We start from the raw sequence: 19,117 nt of genomic DNA on the forward strand, positions 1-19,117 counted from the left end.
TGCAAGAGCCGGCTGACTTAGCAGGCGGCTCTCACTCACCCACAGGGTGTGGCAGTGGTGATGTGAAAATTAGAGGAAGCTATCCAGGCGGACGTTTAAGCGCAGAATCACCTCCCGCCCCGGTTCAACATTACAGCCCAACTCATCTATCCCCGCCGGACCACGGCTGTCACCGCCGGTAATCACGCCGCTGAACACCGCCGCATTGGCCAGGTTGGCGTTAACGCAGTTACCGCTGACCAGCTCGTCGGTGACGTTTTTGCCAATCAACGCCACCTCCCAGCTGTTGTCTCGGCCAGCCAGAATGGCACTGACATTAAGCTTGGTGTAAGCATCCTGAATCATGTCATCGCGCAGCAGCAGGTTGGTGTAGTAGTCGTCCGAGTAGGAGCCATTCACGCCCAGCGTCAGGGACAAACCGTTGTTAAATGCCAGCTCGTAATCGACACCGAGGTTGGCGGTCAGGTCCGGCGCCCGCACCAGATCGCCACCGGAGAGATCCTGGGCGGTGTAGAGGCCGGTATTGGCATCGAAGCCCCGGTTACACCCTTCGGAGATCATCTGGCCACCCCAGCAGTTGGCGTTATCAAACTTATCGTACTCCGCCTGGTTGTAGTTGAAGCCCCCGTAAACGCTCACCCCAGCCAGCGCCGCCGGCAGATAGTTGAAGTCGAAATCGATCCCGTAGATATCGGCCGAAGCGGCATTAAGGGTACGAATAACAATCTCGCCGTTGCGGTTCTCATTGGCCCCCACCTGCATATCTTGGTACTGGTTGTAGTAGGCGGCCAGATTGAGGCTTAAATGACGCTCCAGCAGCTGCGACTTCAGACCCAACTCGTAGCCGGTGACCTTTTCATCGTCAAAAGAGGGATCTTCACCGGCAGTGGGGATGGTCACCGTATCGAACGAGCCCGACTTATAGGCCTGTTTCACCGAGCCAAACAGGGTCAGATCGTCGCTGGCAAAATAGCTGACACTCAACTCCGGCGATACGTTATCCGAAGAGAGCTTCGGCCGGGCGACCGCCACCGGCGTCGGCGTGCCGGTGATGGTGTTGAGGATATCAATGCTGCGCTCCTCGTCGGTCCAGCGGGCACCAATCGCCACCTCGACGCTGGGCGAGACCGCCCAAATCAGCTGACCAAAGAGTGAGATGGATTCAATATCGATGGTCTGCTCCCCCCGGTTAAGCGCCGGCGGCAGGCCGTAAAAGGTGTTACCGATAACGTTGTTGCGATAGAACATCTCGCCGTCGTGGTAGAAAGCCCCCAACAGATAGTTGAGCGGCGCGCTGCTGTAGTCGGAGGTGAGACGAATCTCCTGAGTGAAATCGGTGCGGTCGAAGTCTGGGTCGGCCACCAGCGCCGGTGCCGCCGACGTGGTAGCAGTGCCGTTGATCATCGACTCCTGCTGCAGATCGTAGTAACCCGATACCGAGGTGAGCGTCAGCGCCTCGTGCAAATCGTAATTCAACTCCAGGGTGCCGAAGTTCTGCTGCTGATCAAAAAACTGCACGCCATTGTTGCGCACACCGATAAAGGCGTTAGGGCTGACATCGACAATGTGCACGGTGTCATCGATCCGGCAGTCGTCACCACCGCCGATAAACGGAATCGGCAAAGGCTGCGGTGCCGCCAAGCCATCCGGGCAGGAGGCCAACTGCAGCGCGCCGGCGTCGCCCTCGGTATGGGCCTCGGCGATGTTCACCTTTAACTGGGCGGAGAGCACTGCACTGGGCTGCCATTTGGCAGTACCGCGCACCAACCACTCCCGTTGGGGAGCGAAATCCCGCTCTTGAGGGTTCTGAGCCCCGGTATCAAAACCGGCAAAGGCCTCTGCCTCATTGCGGAAGTAGCCCTGACGCTCACTATAGGTGGTGGCCAGGCGCACGCCGAAGGTATCGGTAATTGGCCCGGAGACAATAAAATCGGTGACGTCCTGCTCGGCTTCAAACTCCCGCCCCTGGCGCAACAACAACTCGAACTCATCGCTGGGGCCGGCGGTGGTAATGGCGATAACACCGCCGGGGCTGGCCTTACCGTAGAAGAGTGCCTGGGGCCCTTTAAACACCTCCACCTGCGCCATGTCGAATAGACCGGCCTTGTAGGCCAGCCCCTGGGTCATCTGCATACCGTCGATGTTGAGTGATACCGACTGATCAATAGTGGCATTGAGGGTACTGGTGCCCACGCCACGCAGCGACAACTGCGAACCAAAGCTCAAGGTGGCTGAACCGGTTACCAGGCCCGGAACACGGTCGGAGATGGCTTGAATGTCGTTAGTGGCAAAACGGGATATTTGCTCCTGGCTGAGAACGGTAGCCACGACCGGAACTTTCATTATCGATTCGGCCCGCTTACGGGCGGTAACCACAATCTCTTCTAATTCATTGCCCTGTGCGTGTACGGGCAGAGTGGTGACGCTGGCAGCAGCGGCTAAAACCGCGACGGCCGATTTTACATAGCTGGTCATAGGTTGGGACTCTCAATGGCAACACAGAAAATTATTGTTATCGGAACTTTGCGTGCTTTTTCAGAGTGGCGTTTCTGTCGTTTTTTATCGTTTTTATTATGAAAAAACTGGCCGTTACCGAGCAGTAACGACCAGTGGCAAGCTCGTACCGGCGGAAGAAAGTCGGTTGACTAAACAACGCCGGTAACGAGCGACCCGCTCCGAAATTGAAGCGAGGCGATTAGGCAGGAGGACTTTATGAAGAAAGCGGCGGCAAGCCAATGGCGAGATTGCTCAAACGCCGCTAGAGGAAAGTTTAAGCACCGGTAAGGGCATGTTTTGCCGCCAGGTAGCCGAAGGTGTAGGCCGGGCCGATACTGGCACCAGCACCGGGGTAGACACGCCCCATTACCGAAGCGGTCGATACCCCGGAGGCGTACAGCCCTTCAATGACTGAGCCATCGCCACGCAACACCCGCGCGTGCTCATCGGTTACCACGCCACCGTAGGTACTCACATCCCCCGGCACCACCGGGATGGCGTAGAATGGCCCTTTTTCAATGGTGCCCAGGGTACCGTTGGGCTTGTGCAGAAAATCACCCAACCAGCGGTCATAGGCGCGCTGACCGCGCTGGAAGTCTTTATCGTCGTTGTTGTGTACAAAGCCGTTAAAACGTTCAACCGTCAACTGCAGGTTAGTGGCATCCACCTCCAGTAGTTGCGCCAACTGCTCAAGGCTTTCCGCCTTTTGCAAATAGCCACTGTCGTACCACTGCTGGGGTTTTTTCGAGCCGGGCATGGTGCCGGCCAACATATATTTTTTCATGTATTGGCTATCGAAAATCATCCAGCTCGGTACCGCCGGCACGCTTTTATTGCGCTCCAGCATGCCTTTGCAGAAGGCCATGTAGGAGCCACCCTCATTCATATAGCGCAGGCCCGACTGGTCCACCAAAATTGCGTGTGGCTTGGCCACTGAACTCTGTATGGAGACACGGATATCACCGTTACGGCTGCCGGGAGGTAGCGTGCACTGGTTGCCGACCATCTCATCCATCTGCGCGATAGCCGCCCCCTTTTGCACCATCTCCTGCAACATCTCACCGGTATCGGTGGGGGCGGCACTGGTCCATAACTCCTGGGTGCCTGGCAGATATTGGTCACGCATGGCCTGATTGTGCGCAAAACCGCCGGCATTAATCAGCACCCCTTTTTTGCCAGCGATACGCCAGGGTTGGCCATCTTTGGTGGTGACCACACCAACCACTTTCTGCTCTTCAATAATCAACTCGGTTACCGGGCTCTCGGTGCGAACATCGACCCCCGCCTTAAGGTTGGCTTGCAGCATGCGCGCCTGCAGCGCCGCGCCCGCACCGACATACTCCTTGCCCGTTAACTTTGCACCAATGGCCCGCGCCATTACCTTTAACAGCAAGCTGAACGACAGCCAGCAGCGTTTAAAGTTAGGTAGCAGTAACGCCTCATCCACTCTGGCCGGCAGATCGAGAAAACCGGGGCGCATCTTCGCTTTCCACTCACCCAGCTCATTAATATTAAACAGTTCCGCACCGACACTGCGGCCACACTCAAGCCCGCCGGGGCGCTCATCGTAGTAGTCCGGCCAATATTTATAGCGGTCAATCTTAATGCCCTGCTCGACCAGAAAATCGAGCATCTGGGGCGCCTCCTGGAGGTAGGTCTGTTTGCGGATTTCAGTGGAACCCGGGGTGTCGTAGTTTGCAGCCGTGAGATTATCGAGGTAGGTTTTGGCTTTATCGTAGCTCTCTTCGATGCCATCACGTTTCAGGAAGCGGTTATTGGGAATCCACATCACACCGCCAGAGCGGGCGGTTGACCCACCAATCAAATCCGACTTTTCCAACATAACCACTTGGCTATTGCGAGTGGCGGCAAACAGTGCCGCGCTCATGCCGCCAGCGCCACTGCCCACCACTACAAAGTCGAAAACCTCATCAAAATTGTTCATATTATTTTTATCCAAAGCCCGAAATAATTCGGCACCACTGACGTGGTGCCGTGTCGCTCCGATTGGAAAGTTTAATTAAAAATCGAACGCAATGGTAACACCATAACTGCGTGGCGCCGCTGGAATGGCGTTATCGGCAAATGGGCCAACGGTCAGTTTCTGTGTGTAATACTCCTCATCCAACAGGTTGCGCCCCCACAACTCCACCCGCCACTGCTCAGCCGCCCGATAGGTGATGGAGGAGTTCAACAGCTCAAAGGATGGCTGCTCCAGGCGATTATCCGGCTCAAAGAAATAACCATCGTTGTAGCTGTAGACCACTGTCAGATCGATGACGGAGCTGTCTCTCAACGGCAGGGAATAATTCACCCCCAGGTTACCGGCAAATTCCGGGGCCAGTGGTGTTTTATTGCCCGAGGCATCAGCCAAGGTTTCGCTGGCACCGAAAGGGAAGTTCGGGTTTAACGAGGTGATGGGGGCATAGGGGAAATCGGTAAATTCCGAATCCAACCAGGAGAGCGCACCAAACAACCGCAGGTTATTGGTGGGCACCGCTTCAAATTCCACCTCCAGGCCATCCAAATCCACCGCGGCTGCGTTGAGCAAAGTCGGCACCGGGTTATCACCGGCCGCCGAACGGACTTGATAATCACTGATCTCATAATGGAACAGAGAGGCGTTAAAACGCAGTCGCCGTTCAAACAGCTCCGACTTCACACCCACTTCGAAGGCATCGATGGTTTGTGGTTTTACCGGCGCCTGGGTTATGGCCGACATGGAAAAGGTACCCGCCTTATAGCCACGATTGTAAGAGGCGTAGACATTCACGTTGTCGTTAATAATCTGGCGCAGCGACAACCGATAAGTGGGCTCATTCTCTTTCACCGATTCATCTGCGGTGGCCAGGGTAAAGTCGTTGGCGATGAGTGCCTGGCGTCCTTCAAAATCCAACTTATCACGCGTGTAGCGCCCGCCCAGGGTGAGAATGGTTTTTTCGGTGATATCGTAAGAGGCTTCACCAAACAGTGCGTAAGAGGTGGTTTCCAGTTTGGAGTAGACGGCGTAATCGGCACCGCCCAAGGCCAAACCGGTGTGCGATTGCGGATCCAGATCAGCGTTTAAACGCAGCAGGAAAATACCGGTCTGCCAGTTCAAACGACCGCTACTGTTGGAGGCCAGACGAAACTCCTGCTGATAGGACTCTTCGGTATCTTCCACCCGAATATTAAATAGATCCAACGGCGTTAAATCGGTATCGAAATAGCTGTCGTTTTCGCCGTGACGATGGCCAGTGATGCTGGTTAACGTGGCCCAGTCGAGGTCAATGTCAGCGGTTAAATTTACGCCGTAACTCTGCAGATTAATGTACGGCCGCGATGTGGTGTTGATATCGTAGGGGTCGTCCAGTGGTTGCGTACCGAGCAGGCCAATGGAGTCCTGATCCAGGCGGAACCCAAGGGAGTAGGTATCCGACGATTTGGCATATTCACCGGCGAGCGTAAATTTGGCTTTATCGCTAGGCGTCCAGACCCATTTACTGCGCGCACCCCAATCCCAACCTCTGCCGATTTCGTCACCGGTGGCGAGATTCTCACCCCAGCCTTTCTCCTGGGAGCTGGAGGTCAGTGCAATATCGGCCGCCAAGGTATCGGTAAGTGGTCCCGCCAAATAGGCTTGGGCCAGGGAGGTGTCGTAGTTGTCGTAGCCGAGTTTAACGTTGCCGGTGAACTCCTGCCCCGGTTCGCGGGTAATGATGTTCACCAAACCGCCACTGGAGTTACGGCCAAACAGAGTACCCTGGGGCCCTTTCAGCACCTCGATGCGCTCAATATTGTTGAACTTCATCGCCACCTGTTTCAGTGATGGCATAAAGACACCATCCACATAAAAGGCGTTGGTGCCCTCTTCTCCGGTACCGGCGCTGGTATTACCGACCCCGCGCACAAAGAAAATCGCCGATGGCCCAGAGACCGCCATCTGAATACTGGGTACCACCGCCGATAACTCCCGAGTGGAACGGATACCGGCGTTATCCAATGCCGCTTGCGACATGGCCACCACCGAAATCGGCACCTCTTGCAAACTCTCTTCGCGGCGTTGCGCCGTAACCACAATCTCCTCCATAACAAATGCCTCCTCAGCCATGGCCGAGGGCAGTTGCGCTAAAGCGAAACCAGCCATTAAAGCGGCACTGGCGGCCGCCACCGGTGGACGTTGAATAGGGTCAACGAATTGTTTGTGTGACATCTGAAAACCTCAATTTTTATAGTTATGTAGTGTGAAAACCTCAAATGTCGGAGGCTTCGGTAATCATCGCCCGCCTACCGCTAAGTAAAGATCAGCAGGCGCTTCCTTACTTTTGAGAAAACGGAAAAAAGCAGGTAATAAATTTCAACTGGCACCGAGCACAGTGCCCAACTCTTCGGTAGGGGTTGAGGGTGTCGAGTAGCCGCTACTCAAGTCGTTAATTTGTGCGAAGTTATCGGCAATCTGCTCGGCGCTGGGCGGTGTTGAGCGCGACCCCTGCCAGCCGCTGGCCACACCGACAAACACCCGCGCCACCCGACCGGCACAGGAGGAGTAGACACTGTGGCTTACCTGGCATTGATTACTCGCCAGATAAGTCACCAAGCCGCTGACAAACTCCGGCTGCATGGCGTTCTCTGCGCGCTTTAAAAATTCCGCAGCCTTGGCCAATACTTTTTCATCAATGGCTTCACTGGCTTTGTCGGTCATCCGGCTGAAGGCCACCGGCATTACCGCATTACACAGGATGCCCAACTCGCGGCCTTCGTGGGCCAAGGTATTCATTAAACCGAAAACCCCGGCCTTGGCAGCGCCGTAACAGCCCTGGGTGGGATTGCCAAAAATACCGGCACTGGAGGCGGTAAAGACAATTCGGCCGTAACCCTGTTGCTGCATCACCTGCCAGGCCGCTTTGCTGGTGTGGTAACTGCCCAGCAGGTGCACATTCAGCAGCGCTTGCAGATCTTCCACTTTCGAATCGACCAACAAGCCCATGCGCATATTGCCGGCGTTATTGATCAGGGCATCTACCCGGCCGAAGGTGTTTAGTGCCGTGGCAATAATATTTTGGGCACCGCTCTCGGAGGCCACCGAGTCGTAACTGGCCACCGCTTTGCCGCCGGCGGCAATAATTTCCGCAACCACCTGATCGGCCATGGTCGAGCTACCACGACCACCTTCCACCGCGCCGCCCAAATCATTGACGACCACCTGGCCACCGCGGCGGGCTATCTCCAAGGCATAACCGCGCCCCAAACCGCCGCCGGCGCCGGTCACCACCACCACTTGATTATCAAAACGTATTTCAGACACGCGCTTAACCTCTGCTTATTAAAATTATCTGCGCAGCAATGTAGGTTGAATTAAATCTTGTCCCAGGCCAGCACCAGGCGATCCAGTCCCCAGGTACCACCGGTATGGAATTCAGGCTTTTCGCCCTCCGGCAAGCGGATATTTTTAAAGCGGGAGACCACCGCCTCGACCACGGTGCGCAATTCGCGCTTGGCCAAGTGCATACCCAAACAGTTGTGTGGCCCGGCGGCAAAGGCCATGTGCCGGGGCTTGCGATCGATATCCACCTGATGGGGATTGGCGTAGGCCTGGGGGTCGCGATGGGCGGCAAAGGTGGCCATTAACACATGGTCGCCTTTGCGCATCTGTACACCGTGGAATTCGAAATCCTGTTTCACCTTGCGATGCGGCATAGCCACCGGATAGGCGCGCAGAAATTCATCCACCGCCTGGGGGACCAGATCGAGATTATTGCGCAGCCGCTCCTGCAGCGCCTGGTCGCGCGCCAGGTGCTGAAATATCCAACCCAACGTGCTGTAGACGGTATCCAGGCCACCGATATAGAGCAGTGTGACCATACCCATAATTTCGCCTTTGTTGAGGCAGCGCTCGCCTTCGTACTGGGCGTTGACTATGCCCTTCATCACCTCCGAAGTGGGATCTTGCATCTGCTGATCGACAAAGCCATCCAGATAGGCAATCACACTCAGCAACGCGCCGGCCTTATGGCGTGGGTCTTGCGCGCGTAAAATCAGGCGCTCCCACTCCATAAATTGATTGAGCATTTCACGCGGCATGCCCATCAGATCCAGAAAAATATAGGAGGGAAATTTCTCGGCAAAATCAGCGATAAATTCACATTGACCACGCTCGGCAATGGCATCCAGCAGCTCGTTACAAACCTGGCTCACCGGCTCGCCCATCGCCATTACTGCCTTGGGGGTAAACATGGGGTTAAGCAGCCGGCGGTAGGTTTGGTGCACAGGTGGATCGTATTCCAGCGGATTTAATTTCCAGGTCACCCCCATGGCGGCCAAGTCGGCCCGTTCGCTGGAGAAGTGCTCAGGATCAGCGTAGGCCTCCGCCACCAGCTGGTGGCGGGTTAACACCCAACCCGGGTGGCCGTTACAAGCGGTGGTGGCCCAAAAAATATCCGGCCCATCCAACAGTCTGGCGCCGGCCAGATAAGGGTCATCCAATTCGTGGGTGTAGTCATCGATATTAAAATCTCTGAACAACTCCTCGGGCACGTGATCGGGAATAGGCTGCTCTGCCTGCTGGGATTGTGTCATTGACTGAAACCTCTTTGATGCTCAGATTAAGACCCGACTCGCTATCACTGTACGGTGGGCCTGTTTGTTATTATTTTTACTTTACATTGCAAAGCTAATTGCCAAAAAAAATCAACCCTCACGGGCTGATTCTAGGGAATGGAATCGGGCGTGACTTCGCGGGCAACAGACGCTGTGCGCAGCACCTCTTCCAACACATCCAGATAATCCAAAAACTGATTGCGACCCAGGGCGGTCAGGGTGCAGTGAGTCACCGGACGCTTGCCTTCGAATCCCTTCTGGATAGCAATAAACCCCGCCTCTTCCAACACTTGCAGGTGCCGGCTCAAATTGCCATCGGTTAAACCAACCAATGCTTTCAATTCGGAAAATGCCAGCCCCTTAGCCTGGGTAACCAGGGAACTGACAATGCCAAGTCGAGCTTTTTCATGAAAAACACGATCCAACCCATGATACGCAAATGGCGCATCCGCTTTCTCATTACTCACAACCACGCTCCCTTGCTTGAAAAAGAATATAGGCCACCGCCAACTGCCCTAAAGTAAAAGGGACACCCATCATCCAGGGTGAAAGGCTCTGCTGTTCAGCCGCGGCCACCAGGACAAAACTTCCCATCAAAAAAAACCAGGCCGCCACCACAATCATGGCCCGCGGCACGCTGGCCAACACGGCAAAGCCGGTCAACCCGATTAACAGCTGCCACATACCCGGCACCAACCATATCTGCTCCGGCAGGTAGTTGACGATTACCGTGGTAAACACCACCGCCGCCACCAGAAAGGGCAGAATTTTCAATAGCAGTGCCGCCAACATGGTGTTGCCCCAGCGACCGTGCAGGCGCTTGGCCCGGGTGAGTGCATCGACGGAGACTATGCCACCGGAGGCCAACAGCACGGTCGCCCAGAGGGTGATGATTCCCAGGTCGTCACCGGCGGAGAGGAACTGGTGTTGAGTCATGGCAATCACTGCGGCGAGGCCCGCCATGACCAGATTGAATTCGGGGGAGATTCCCAAAAAACGGGTATTGGCCGCCAACTGTGCTCGAATGTTGGCGATTTGTAGTAACGCTTGATCGACATCTTTCACGGCCGTTAGCCTCTTAAATTATTGTTATCGAACTCAGGCAGAGATTTCACTTTGCAATGCAGAGTACATCTCAGGCGGAGCCTGGTCAATTACCAGAGGAGTATTTAAGCAAACAGGAGTCTCCCGCCAACCACTGGCGCAACACCAGGTATCGGCCCTGCAAAGCGCCCCGCTGCCATTGCCCAAAACCCAACAGGGTGCCCTCTTCCCCCAGGCTCGCTGGCAGCCATTTGATCAGCTCCAACCCCTGGCGCACACCGGCCGGAGTGAGAGCCGGTGCCCTGGCCAGCCCCTCCATCACCAGGCGCCCCATATCGTAACCCTTGGCCGCCGCCAAGCTTTGCCGGGCCGGCAGATTCAGCCGTTGGCGATAAGCCACAAGCGTGCTGTTGTGTTCGCTGACCAGGTCGGCGTAGATCCACCCCTCCAGTGCCGCGCCGACGCCAGGCTGATAGCCGCGAATACCGGCACTGGTAGCCAGCGTCAAACCGCTGAACTGAGCCCCGGCCAAGGCCAGCGCCAGGGTCGGCAACACATGGCCGAGGCCCAGATAGACCACGGCATCAACCGGCGTGCTGGCGAGCGCCACAAAGGCATCCTCAGCCAGCGCCTCCGCTACCGGCGGCACCCCCAGTTGCAATCTTGGGGAGCACCCCAGACGATTCGCCTCGGCCAGAAAAAAGTGTCGATAACCATCACCAATCGGCGACTGGTCGTAAACCACTGCCACCGAGCGGGCCTGTTGTTGCTCGAGAAAGCGCGCCAACAGGATTGATTCATCTTCGTGGGAGCCAATCTGCAACTGGAACATCCACTCACTGCGGGCTCGCTCGGAACCGGCCCAGTTGATGGTCGGCACCTGCAATTCAGTTACCAGTGGCGTCACTGCCAGGGCGTTATCACCAATGGCCGGCCCCACTACCATCACCACCGGCTCTGCAACCAACTGCTGATAAGCCGCCAGTACGTTAGCGGCGGAGCCCTCGGGCAAGCCCAGCCCCCAACCATTGATAAACTGCACCGGTGCCGGCAGACGACCCGCAGCCCAATAGTCATCGGCCACTCGCTGTAGCCAGCTTTCCAGGTCGGATGGGCTGGGCGGAGTGCTGGCCAGGTCGTTCAGCAGGCCAACCTTTATCGAGTTGTTCATAGATTGTTGTGCTTAACCGCACTCAACGAGCGTAAACCGGACACCGCTATAGCTCACTTAAACCCGGGTCTGGGTTGGCGTTAATACCATCGATCACAAAAGCGATGATGGCGTTATCAATCTGCTCGGCAGTGGCTAAATTTTCCGGAAATATCCAATCCTTAAACAGCACACAAGCCAGCACTGCCGCAAACGAGACGCGTACCATCAGCTGGGCATTGACCGGGGTCTGCTCCCCCAAACGCGACTCCATCGCTTTGGCGCCGCGCTCGAAATAGAGGTGCAACCCCTGTAGGCCACTCACCCCCTGGGCCTTATCCGAGGCGTAGGCCTCCGCGACGATTAACGACAAAAACATTTTGGAGTGCTGCCGAATAAACGCGAGCAGATCCATGATGTAACTGCGCACCACACTACGAATGTTGTCCGTCGGTTTAATATGCACCGCGTAGCGCTCGGTAAAGGATTCCAGAAGCCTGCCCAGCGGGGCAAAGATGGCCGCCTGAAAGATATCCCCCTTGGAGTTAAAGTAACGAAACAGCTGCGCTTCGGTGACATCTGCCCTTCGGGCAATGGCTGCGGTGGTGGCACCGGCAAAACCAAATTGCATAAACTCTTCGCTCGCCGCCGACAGCAGCCGCTCCATAATCTCTTCCGGTGTGCGGCGTTTTCGTCGGCCTGTTGGTAGCGCTTCGCCGGCTGTCCGGGAAGTAGTGCCGCTACGGGTGGAATCCTTTGCCATCTCTATCTCTCCAACGGCTTCAATCACGTTGGTTGCATGATACCCAGCCACACCAACACAGGCTAACTTACCACCTCGGCAAGGTGTGACATCAACCCCGGGAGCTAGCAGCGTGTTCCCTATACAGAAGCTGGGGCGAAAAAAAACGCCAGCAAAATTGCTGGCGCACAAACGCCACAAAAAACTTTTTAATTACTCCTGACCATCGGATCAACCAATCAGCTAGCGCCCTAGCAGTTCACGTAGGAGGCCAACAATATATGGACTGACCAATATAGATAGCGCTCACTATCTTAAATCCCAAGCCAAAATGCAATAGAAATCAACGAACCCGTGCTCGAACGCTACCGCTGATCACAGCTAGCGATCGTTAGTCGCCGCTACCCCCCCATCACCACTCGCCTCCCCCAGAAGTTGCGACTCTAAAAAATCGTTTCTACTATCAATTAAGGGAATAATAATGACGCCACCAACGCGGTGCGCCGCAGCTCTGTAAGCACGACCATGACCAGCAGAATACGCCGGCCCGAACTGAACCTCACCAACGCCCAGGGACTACTGACCAACGACCACTTCCAAATCGCCTATGCCACCAACGATATCGAACGCGCGCTCGCTCAGTTTAAGGAACTGGGCATCCACCAGATTCGGCGACTGGAGGGCAAAATGGCGGCCGGTGGTTATATCCGGGTAGAGCTGGCCTGGATGGGCAACACCCTCTATGAACTGATCACGGCCGAGGGGCCGGGGTCGGACCTCTATATGAAAGCCCTGCCAGACGCCGACTTTGCTTTTCGCTTACACCATCTGGGCTTCCTGATTTACACCAAGGCACAATGGCTGACGTTGCAAACAACGGTTGCCAAGCAGGGTTGGCCGCTGCTGTCGGAGAACATAGATCACGGCTTTATGCGCCACTGCTTTGTCGATATCCCACCACTTGGCCACTACCTGGAGTTTATCTGGCCCGAGGCGGCGGGCCTGGCCTATTTTGCTAAGGTTCCAGCTAACTAGAGGCTTCGCCGTCGACGGTTGAGCGACTGCTGCCACTGTTTGATAGCAGCGAAGGCTGTGGCCACGGTTCGGATCGCTGATAACGAACTCCGGCACCGGCTACTAAACAACAAAAAGAAGAACCAAAGAAGAGCGGTACACCCCTATGCGAGCAGCTGTCTACCCAGGCCAAGGCCAGACGATCACCATACAAAACCTGCCAGACCCAACCCCCGGCGCCACCGACCTGATTATTCGAGTCCACCGTTGTGGTATCTGCGGCACCGACCTGCACCTCACCTCCGGCCACCACTTCGACTTTCCCGCCAACTCGGTGCTCGGCCACGAGTACGCCGGTGAAGTGGTGGCCGTGGGCAGTGCCGTCACCAACTTCAAAATTGGCGACCTGATAACCGCCCTCCCCTCCACCGGTTGTGGCCAGGTAAATTGCCCCGCCTGCCGCGAGGGTAACCTCACCCTCTGTCGAGCTGCACCTGGTGTGGTGGGTGGTTTTGCCGAACTGCTGCGAGTCCCGGCCGCGGTGGCCGTGAAACTGCCCAACACCCTCAGTCAGGCCGACGGTGCCCTGATCGAGCCCATGGCGGTCGGTTTATACGGCATTCAGCAGTCAGGCATGCAGGTGGGTGACCGGGTGGTGGTGTTAGGCGCTGGCACTGTCGCCTTGTGTGCCATCTACTGGGCCAAGCGGCTGGGTGCCGGGCGCATTGTCGCGGTTTCCCGCTCCCCCCGACGGGCAGAGCTGGTGGGCCAGATGGGCGGTGATGGCTTTGTCTGCAGCGGCGAGCATGAAGCCGAGCGTATTGCACAGGCACTGGGCGGGCCGGCGGATATCGTCCTGGAGTGTGTGGGGGCCGAGGGTTTTCTGGCCCATGGCTTGGCACTGGTGCGACCACTGGGCAAACTGGTCTCCCTGGGATTTTGCACCGCACCAGACAGTTTTATCCCGGCTATTGCTGGTATGAAAGGGGTCTCGCTGTTATTTCCCGTGGGCTATACCCTGCGCGATTTTGAGCATGTCGCCCGTACCATGGATAACGGCCATGTCGACCCAAAATTGTTGATCAGCAAGGTGGTCGGCCTGGATGACCTGCCTGCCACCTTTGCCCTACTGCGCCGCCCCCATCGGGAGACTAAGGTGCAGGTGGCACCCAATCCGGGCTAGTCAACTCATCGACCAGCCCCCACGCCAGCGCGGTTTTGGCATTCACCCGGCGACCACTCAGCGCCATCCAGGCGGTGCGTTGGCGGCCGATACGGCGGCTGATACTAACCGTTCCCCCTGCGCCCGGAATCAAGCCCAACTGCAATTCCGGCAGTTGGAAAAAGGTTTTGGGGTGGGCCACTACCCGCTTGGCAAAAGCCGGCAGCTCCAGCCCGGAGCCGATACAGGCACCGTGCAGCCAGCACTCCAGACGCTCACTGGCGCGCGCCAGCAAGCGGGCCGGGCTTTGCACCGTGCGCACCCAGTGGGCCGTAGCTGGGTCCAGCGCGGTGCCAAACTCCCGCAATTCACCACCCACGCTGAAGCAGTCGCCAAGGCCTGAGAGAATCATCTTGGTGAGGGAGTCATCCAGCAGGAGCAGCTCCAGCGCCTCCACCAGCGCTTCACGCATCTCCACCGTGATGGAGTTGCGCAGCTGCGGGCGATTTAGGCAGGCAAAGAGCTCATTGTTGCTGCGCGCCAGTAGCACCGCTGGCCCTTCACCGCGCACTTGGGCAGGCGCTTCGTTACGGCCAGCCAACCAGGCGGCAAACTCACCACCCCCTTGCAGCGTGGCGAAAGCCAAGGACTCCAGGTCCAACGCCAAGTTGGCCGATAGATGCTCACCGGCGCGCAACACCTGTACCAGCACCAGTGACGCCTGGGGCTGGGTGGCAATCTTCTCGGCCAGGCCAACAGCGGCCTGTTCATCGGCCACAATCACATCGGCATTAATGTGCGCTTGATCGCCATAGGCAACAACGGGTGTGGATTGCAGAGCCAACCACTCTGGCTCGGCCGGTAGATCTGCGACCGCTAGGATCTGAACATCAGAGGCTGTTGGCATGCTCGGCCCACGGATTGGTTAAGTTTAAAGCCGGTAATGGAGCTAATGGTTACCGTCGTTGATAGATAAATTCACCGGCGCTGAAGGTCAGCCGCACATGGCGGCGACTAAACTGGCGGCGCAGCTGACGCCAGGGCAGATCCAACAGCACCAGGTCGGCCATCTGGCCAACCGCCAGATCGCGCAAGCCGCTGCCCGGGGCAAGTGGAGAGCCTCCCACTAGATTGAGCGCCTGATGCGGCGTTAGCTGTTCACCCTCACCAATTACCTGGCCGCCCAGGGTGGTTCGCTCCACTGCGGCCTGCATCGCCGCCCAGGGGTCGATCTCGCCGTAGGGGGCATCACTGCCCAGCGCCAAGGGTACCCCCGCCTTCAGAAAGGATTGGCCGCGATAGAGCCAGGGTTGGTCGATGGGCTCGACCTCACGCAAGTAGTAATCGCCACGCTCGGCGATAAAGTTGGGCTGGGTGACCACGGTAATACCCAGACCAGCCAGTTTTTCGATAGCGGCGTCATCGGCCACCGAGGCGTGCTCAACACGGTCACCAGTAATACTTCCAGCCATCTCAAAAGCGGCCAGCGCAAAGTGCAACTCCACCAGCGTGGCGCAGTGAATCGCCACCGGGCGTTGCCGGGTATGGGAGTTGGCAATCTGGCCGCTAAAAGCCTCCAGTTCGGGTAGTGCGACCTCCCGCAGATAGAGTTTGAGCGGCCCGAGGCTCAACCGGGTACTGGCGGGTAAGCTGGCCTCGGCCAGGCTAGCCTGGCCCATGACCAGCACCGACTGGCGCAGCGCCCGTTGCGCAACCGCGGCGTGCAAGGCCTGCCACACCTGCTCGTCGTTATTGACACCGGTATCGGTGACATGGGTAATGCCGCAGGCCGCCAAATTGGCCGAAAGCTCGGTCAGATCAGGCCAGCGCGATGGCAGCCGCGCCGCCAACCACTGATCCAGATTGTAAAAGCGCCCCGTCAATCGGCCCTGTCGGTCCCGTTCCGCACCTTCGGGCTCCTGACCTGTGTGCGACAGCAATGCCAAACCGGCGCTATTGAAGACCCACAGCATGCCGGTTCGATGCTGAATGCGCACCGGTGTATTGGGGCATACCGAGTCGAGCCAGTGGCGATCGAGTTCCGGGTAAACCGAATCGTAAAAGCCGGTACCCCGGATCCAGCCACCAGCGCCGGGCGTGGCCGCAACCAGTGCCGCTGCCAACTCGCGGGCGTTGTTCACCTTGGGCGGGCCGCACTCAACAGAACTCTTCGCCGCCGCCGTGGCAAACAGGTGCATATGGTGTTCGTGCAGACTGGGCAGCAGCAGATTACCGCCGCCATCAAGCACACGGTCGGTATTCTCTTCCGCTAACACCGGGGCGATATCGGCAATCAACCCCGCGCGGATGCGCAGGTCAAAGACGCCCCGCTCCAGCAGTTCGACCCGCCGCAAAAGGGTAGCCTGTGATTGCACCACTGGTGCCGATTCTCCCTGATTCACGTCAATTCCCTTAAAACCTGTTCTGTATCAGCGCCCAGATCGGCTGCCGTTGTCGCTGTTGTTCTAGCCAAAGGAGTACTAACCAAAGGGGTTCCAGCCAAAGGGGTTCCAGCCGAAAGCGTTCTGGCCGATGGGGGGCTGACCGTAAGCGCTGCCAGCAGCTCGCTCGATTGCCGATTACCGGCCGTTATACAGTAGCCTACCACCTCACTTAAAGCGACATCCAACAGCACGCCGCCCCCGGCCTGCCAATAGGCCAAGGCCAGCAGCGCCGAATGGAGGCCGGTGAGCGGATCGGCAATGGCATCGCCACAAAAGACCGGGTCGCCGCTATCACCGCCGCACAGCCAGCTCAGCCCAGCGGCCACGCCGGCGTCATCGCCATAGGCTATCCAGTGCCCCTGAGGCTCGGGGCGGCCATAACCGGTAATACTGAGCCACACCTTACCCGGCTGCTCGGCGATCAGCTGTTCCGCGTCGATTCCCAATTGGCGCAGCGCTCTCGGCCGGGCCGCCTCAATAACGATATCCGCCGCCGATAACAACCGCCGCAACTGCGACCGTCCCTGCTCACTGCGGAAGTCCAGACATACGCTCTGTTTACCACTGTTGAGCAGGTCATAGAACGCCTTGGGCCCCCGCCGGGCTCCATCCGGGCGATGACTGCTCTCCACCTTAATGACGCGCGCACCCGTTTGAGCCAACAGACTGCCACAGAGAGGGCCGGCCCAGAGCGCGCTCAAGTCGATAACCAACGGTGGCCGCGTGGGTGTTGTGGAGGGCGTATGCAGGCGTTGACAGTTGAACCAGTGGTTGCGGGGCGTGGGCGGCACAACGGCTGCTACGGCCAGGCCCAGCAACCGGGCGCGCTCAACCAGGTAGTCGAGCGCAAGCTCTGCCACCCGCCCGCTAAGTGCAGGCAGATCATGGACATCACTCTCCAGCCAGGCGGGCAGCAACTCCCAGTCATCGCTGCGCGCCAGATTGACGGCCAGTACGCCATCGCGGCAGTCGAGTAAATGACAAGCACCGCCGGCAGAGACCCGCCCCTGGCGGGAGAGGCCGGCGATAGCTGCCCGCTCACCCAACAGTTGATGCGCCTGCTCACCACCACCCAAACGCCCGCCACTGAGAGCATCCAGGGCCTGCCAGGCACCGACGGCACAGGCGGCCAGCGGTAACGACCGTTGGCCGCACTCCTGTCCCGGATGGCCGGTTAACCACATAGCACCCGAGCCCGCCCAAAGTACCGCCGCTGACCGCTCATCCCGGCTAAGCAGCGGTGCCTGGCGCGGTAGACTTTTCATCAGCGAACTGGCGTATTGCCACGGCGTGACCATTGGCTGGCTGGAGGATGGCGGCTGGCTGGGGTGGTGGGCCATAAGTATACGCTTTGCCAAGGTCGCACTTCAGACAGGAGTGCCGATATGGGAAAAGTGCGGAAAAACCGGGGCGCAGAAGGGTAAAGCCCAGCGTCTGCCGGGCTTTGGGAGGAGATTTAGAACTGAGATTCCGGCAGACGGACGGTGATACCGTCCAGCTCGTCGCTCATGAAGATCTGACAACACAAGCGGCTGGTGGGCTGCGGATCAATCAGACCATCCAGCATTTCAGTTTCGGTCTCGCTGGGCTCACCGGCTTTCTCCATCCAACTTGGATCGACATAGACATGGCAAGTGGCACAGGCACAGGCGCCGCCGCAGTCACCCAAAATACTTGGTACATCATTGTCCAGTGCGGCTTGCATTAAACTCTCACCGTTCTCGACTTCTACCACGTACTCGTTGTCCTGGTGGTCGATATATACAACTTTTGGCATCTAGGTACTAACTCCCTTGAAAATTTAAACCCGACCCATGACTGGTATCAGAGCACCAGTGACAGGTTCGGAGGCTTTGCTAAGTAAGAATAGGATCACATCAGCCAGTGCTGCCGGGCTAACCCAGGTAGAGACATCCGCATCGGGCATGGAGTCCCGGTTGGGTTTGGTATCAATGATACTCGGCAGCAGAGCGTTGACCGTAATATTACGTGCTTTTAGTTCTTGTGCCAGTGCTTCGGTCAATTTAGCGACACCCGCTTTGGAAGCAGCGTAAGCACCCATACCCATATCGGCCTTGATAGAGCCGGCAGCACTGATATTAATAATGCGTCCTCCCGCTTCCGGGAAGAAGGGTATAGCACCTTTACAGGCGTTAACAGCGGTGCGTACGTTCATCTGGTACATGCTGTCCCAGGTATCGATGGCGCCATCGGTAACTGTCTCCCAGGCGAAACCGCCGGCGATGTTAACCAGGCCGTCAATTTTGCCATATTTTTCCGCGATCGCCGCCAACGCAGCTTTAGCAGCTTCGGCATTACCCAGATCAACCGCCGGGGTCGCAATAACGCCATCGGCAGGGGTGCCGTCAACAAAGTCAACACACACGGTGGTGGCTCCGGCGGCAACTGCGGCGGCGGTGGCTGCCCGGCCCAGGGTACCCAAACCGCCGGTTACTACAATGACCTTTCCATTCAAATCCATAAGATTA

16 protein-coding genes are annotated in these 19,117 nt (G+C 57.5%); 2 read left to right on the forward strand and 14 right to left on the reverse strand.

Translation table 11 applies throughout. The features are described from left to right. Positions 1–69: 69 nt before the first annotated feature. The 9 genes from SBL51_RS04940 to SBL51_RS04980 form a co-directional block, all read right to left on the reverse strand. The gene (locus SBL51_RS04940) at positions 70–2,475 is read right to left on the reverse strand and encodes a TonB-dependent receptor (RefSeq protein ID WP_317929613.1); all 2,406 of its coding nucleotides are present in this window, start codon (positions 2,473–2,475) and stop codon (positions 70–72) included. 295 nt (positions 2,476–2,770) lie between these two features. Further along, the gene (locus SBL51_RS04945) at positions 2,771–4,441 is read right to left on the reverse strand and encodes an FAD-dependent oxidoreductase (RefSeq protein ID WP_317929614.1); all 1,671 of its coding nucleotides are present in this window, start codon (positions 4,439–4,441) and stop codon (positions 2,771–2,773) included. 75 nt (positions 4,442–4,516) lie between these two features. Next, positions 4,517–6,688: a TonB-dependent receptor gene (locus SBL51_RS04950; protein ID WP_317929615.1), complete on the reverse strand. Its 2,172-nt coding sequence runs from the start codon at positions 6,686–6,688 to the stop codon at positions 4,517–4,519. Between the two features lie 144 nt (positions 6,689–6,832). Continuing rightward, the gene (locus tag SBL51_RS04955; RefSeq protein WP_317929616.1) at positions 6,833–7,780 is read right to left on the reverse strand and encodes an SDR family NAD(P)-dependent oxidoreductase; all 948 of its coding nucleotides are present in this window, start codon (positions 7,778–7,780) and stop codon (positions 6,833–6,835) included. Positions 7,781–7,830: 50 nt separating this feature from the next. Beyond that, positions 7,831–9,051 (reverse strand): cytochrome P450, encoded by a 1,221-nt coding sequence (locus tag SBL51_RS04960; protein WP_317929617.1) that lies wholly within the window; start codon positions 9,049–9,051, stop codon positions 7,831–7,833. 131 nt (positions 9,052–9,182) lie between these two features. Next, positions 9,183–9,539: a transcriptional regulator gene (locus SBL51_RS04965; RefSeq protein WP_317929618.1), complete on the reverse strand. Its 357-nt coding sequence runs from the start codon at positions 9,537–9,539 to the stop codon at positions 9,183–9,185. Next, positions 9,532–10,137, reverse strand: coding sequence for a hypothetical protein (locus SBL51_RS04970; RefSeq protein WP_317929620.1), 606 nt, complete (start codon positions 10,135–10,137; stop codon positions 9,532–9,534). Before SBL51_RS04970 ends, SBL51_RS04965 begins: the two co-directional genes overlap by 8 nt. An 85-nt stretch (positions 10,138–10,222) precedes the next feature. Beyond that, positions 10,223–11,287 carry an ABC transporter substrate-binding protein gene (locus SBL51_RS04975; protein ID WP_317929622.1) on the reverse strand — a complete coding sequence of 355 codons (1,065 nt, stop codon included), beginning with the start codon at positions 11,285–11,287 and terminating at the stop codon, positions 10,223–10,225. 46 nt (positions 11,288–11,333) lie between these two features. Continuing rightward, positions 11,334–12,029 carry a TetR/AcrR family transcriptional regulator gene (locus SBL51_RS04980; RefSeq protein WP_317929623.1) on the reverse strand — a complete coding sequence of 232 codons (696 nt, stop codon included), beginning with the start codon at positions 12,027–12,029 and terminating at the stop codon, positions 11,334–11,336. Between the two features lie 504 nt (positions 12,030–12,533). Here SBL51_RS04980 and SBL51_RS04985 point away from each other — a divergent pair. Then, positions 12,534–13,043 (forward strand): hypothetical protein, encoded by a 510-nt coding sequence (locus SBL51_RS04985; RefSeq protein WP_317929625.1) that lies wholly within the window; start codon positions 12,534–12,536, stop codon positions 13,041–13,043. Positions 13,044–13,188: 145 nt separating this feature from the next. Beyond that, positions 13,189–14,205 (forward strand): zinc-dependent alcohol dehydrogenase, encoded by a 1,017-nt coding sequence (locus tag SBL51_RS04990; RefSeq protein ID WP_317929626.1) that lies wholly within the window; start codon positions 13,189–13,191, stop codon positions 14,203–14,205. Here SBL51_RS04990 and SBL51_RS04995 read toward each other — a convergent pair. The 5 genes from SBL51_RS04995 to SBL51_RS05015 all read right to left on the reverse strand — a co-directional run bounded on the left by SBL51_RS04995 (position 14,174) and on the right by SBL51_RS05015 (position 19,110). Continuing rightward, positions 14,174–15,091 carry an enoyl-CoA hydratase/isomerase family protein gene (locus SBL51_RS04995; protein WP_317929627.1) on the reverse strand — a complete coding sequence of 306 codons (918 nt, stop codon included), beginning with the start codon at positions 15,089–15,091 and terminating at the stop codon, positions 14,174–14,176. The genes SBL51_RS04990 and SBL51_RS04995 overlap by 32 nt on opposite strands. Before the next feature lie 49 nt (positions 15,092–15,140). Further along, complete coding sequence (locus SBL51_RS05000; RefSeq protein WP_317929628.1) at positions 15,141–16,586, reverse strand: amidohydrolase family protein; 1,446 nt, start codon at positions 16,584–16,586, stop codon at positions 15,141–15,143. After that, a complete protein-coding gene (locus SBL51_RS05005) occupies positions 16,583–17,986 on the reverse strand; it encodes a CoA transferase (protein ID WP_317929630.1) in 1,404 nt (467 codons plus the stop codon). The genes SBL51_RS05000 and SBL51_RS05005 overlap by 4 nt, the downstream gene beginning before the upstream one ends. A 98-nt stretch (positions 17,987–18,084) precedes the next feature. Next, complete coding sequence (locus tag SBL51_RS05010; protein WP_317929634.1) at positions 18,085–18,405, reverse strand: 2Fe-2S iron-sulfur cluster-binding protein; 321 nt, start codon at positions 18,403–18,405, stop codon at positions 18,085–18,087. Positions 18,406–18,429: 24 nt separating this feature from the next. Next, entirely contained in the window at positions 18,430–19,110 is a 681-nt protein-coding gene (locus SBL51_RS05015; RefSeq protein WP_317929635.1) for an SDR family NAD(P)-dependent oxidoreductase, read from the reverse strand. Positions 19,111–19,117 lie beyond the last annotated feature (7 nt).

The organism is Halioxenophilus sp. WMMB6, from assembly GCF_033283405.1.
Taxonomy (GTDB): Bacteria; Pseudomonadota; Gammaproteobacteria; order Pseudomonadales; family Cellvibrionaceae; genus Halioxenophilus.

Excerpts from the sequence above, each read along its gene's own strand:
- SBL51_RS05010 (WP_317929634.1), bottom strand. The coding sequence starts at position 18,405 with ATGCCAAAAGTTGTATATATCGACCACCAGGACAACGAGTACGTGGTA.
- SBL51_RS04960 (WP_317929617.1), bottom strand. The coding sequence starts at position 9,051 with ATGACACAATCCCAGCAGGCAGAGCAGCCTATTCCCGATCACGTGCCC.
- SBL51_RS04995 (WP_317929627.1), bottom strand. The coding sequence starts at position 15,091 with ATGCCAACAGCCTCTGATGTTCAGATCCTAGCGGTCGCAGATCTACCG.
- SBL51_RS04975 (WP_317929622.1), bottom strand. The coding sequence starts at position 11,287 with ATGAACAACTCGATAAAGGTTGGCCTGCTGAACGACCTGGCCAGCACT.
- SBL51_RS04950 (WP_317929615.1), bottom strand. The coding sequence starts at position 6,688 with ATGTCACACAAACAATTCGTTGACCCTATTCAACGTCCACCGGTGGCG.
- SBL51_RS04990 (WP_317929626.1), top strand. The coding sequence starts at position 13,189 with ATGCGAGCAGCTGTCTACCCAGGCCAAGGCCAGACGATCACCATACAA.
- SBL51_RS04985 (WP_317929625.1), top strand. The coding sequence starts at position 12,534 with ATGACCAGCAGAATACGCCGGCCCGAACTGAACCTCACCAACGCCCAG.
- SBL51_RS05015 (WP_317929635.1), bottom strand. The coding sequence starts at position 19,110 with ATGGATTTGAATGGAAAGGTCATTGTAGTAACCGGCGGTTTGGGTACC.
- SBL51_RS04945 (WP_317929614.1), bottom strand. The coding sequence starts at position 4,441 with ATGAACAATTTTGATGAGGTTTTCGACTTTGTAGTGGTGGGCAGTGGC.
- SBL51_RS04980 (WP_317929623.1), bottom strand. The coding sequence starts at position 12,029 with ATGGCAAAGGATTCCACCCGTAGCGGCACTACTTCCCGGACAGCCGGC.
- SBL51_RS04940 (WP_317929613.1), bottom strand. The coding sequence starts at position 2,475 with ATGACCAGCTATGTAAAATCGGCCGTCGCGGTTTTAGCCGCTGCTGCC.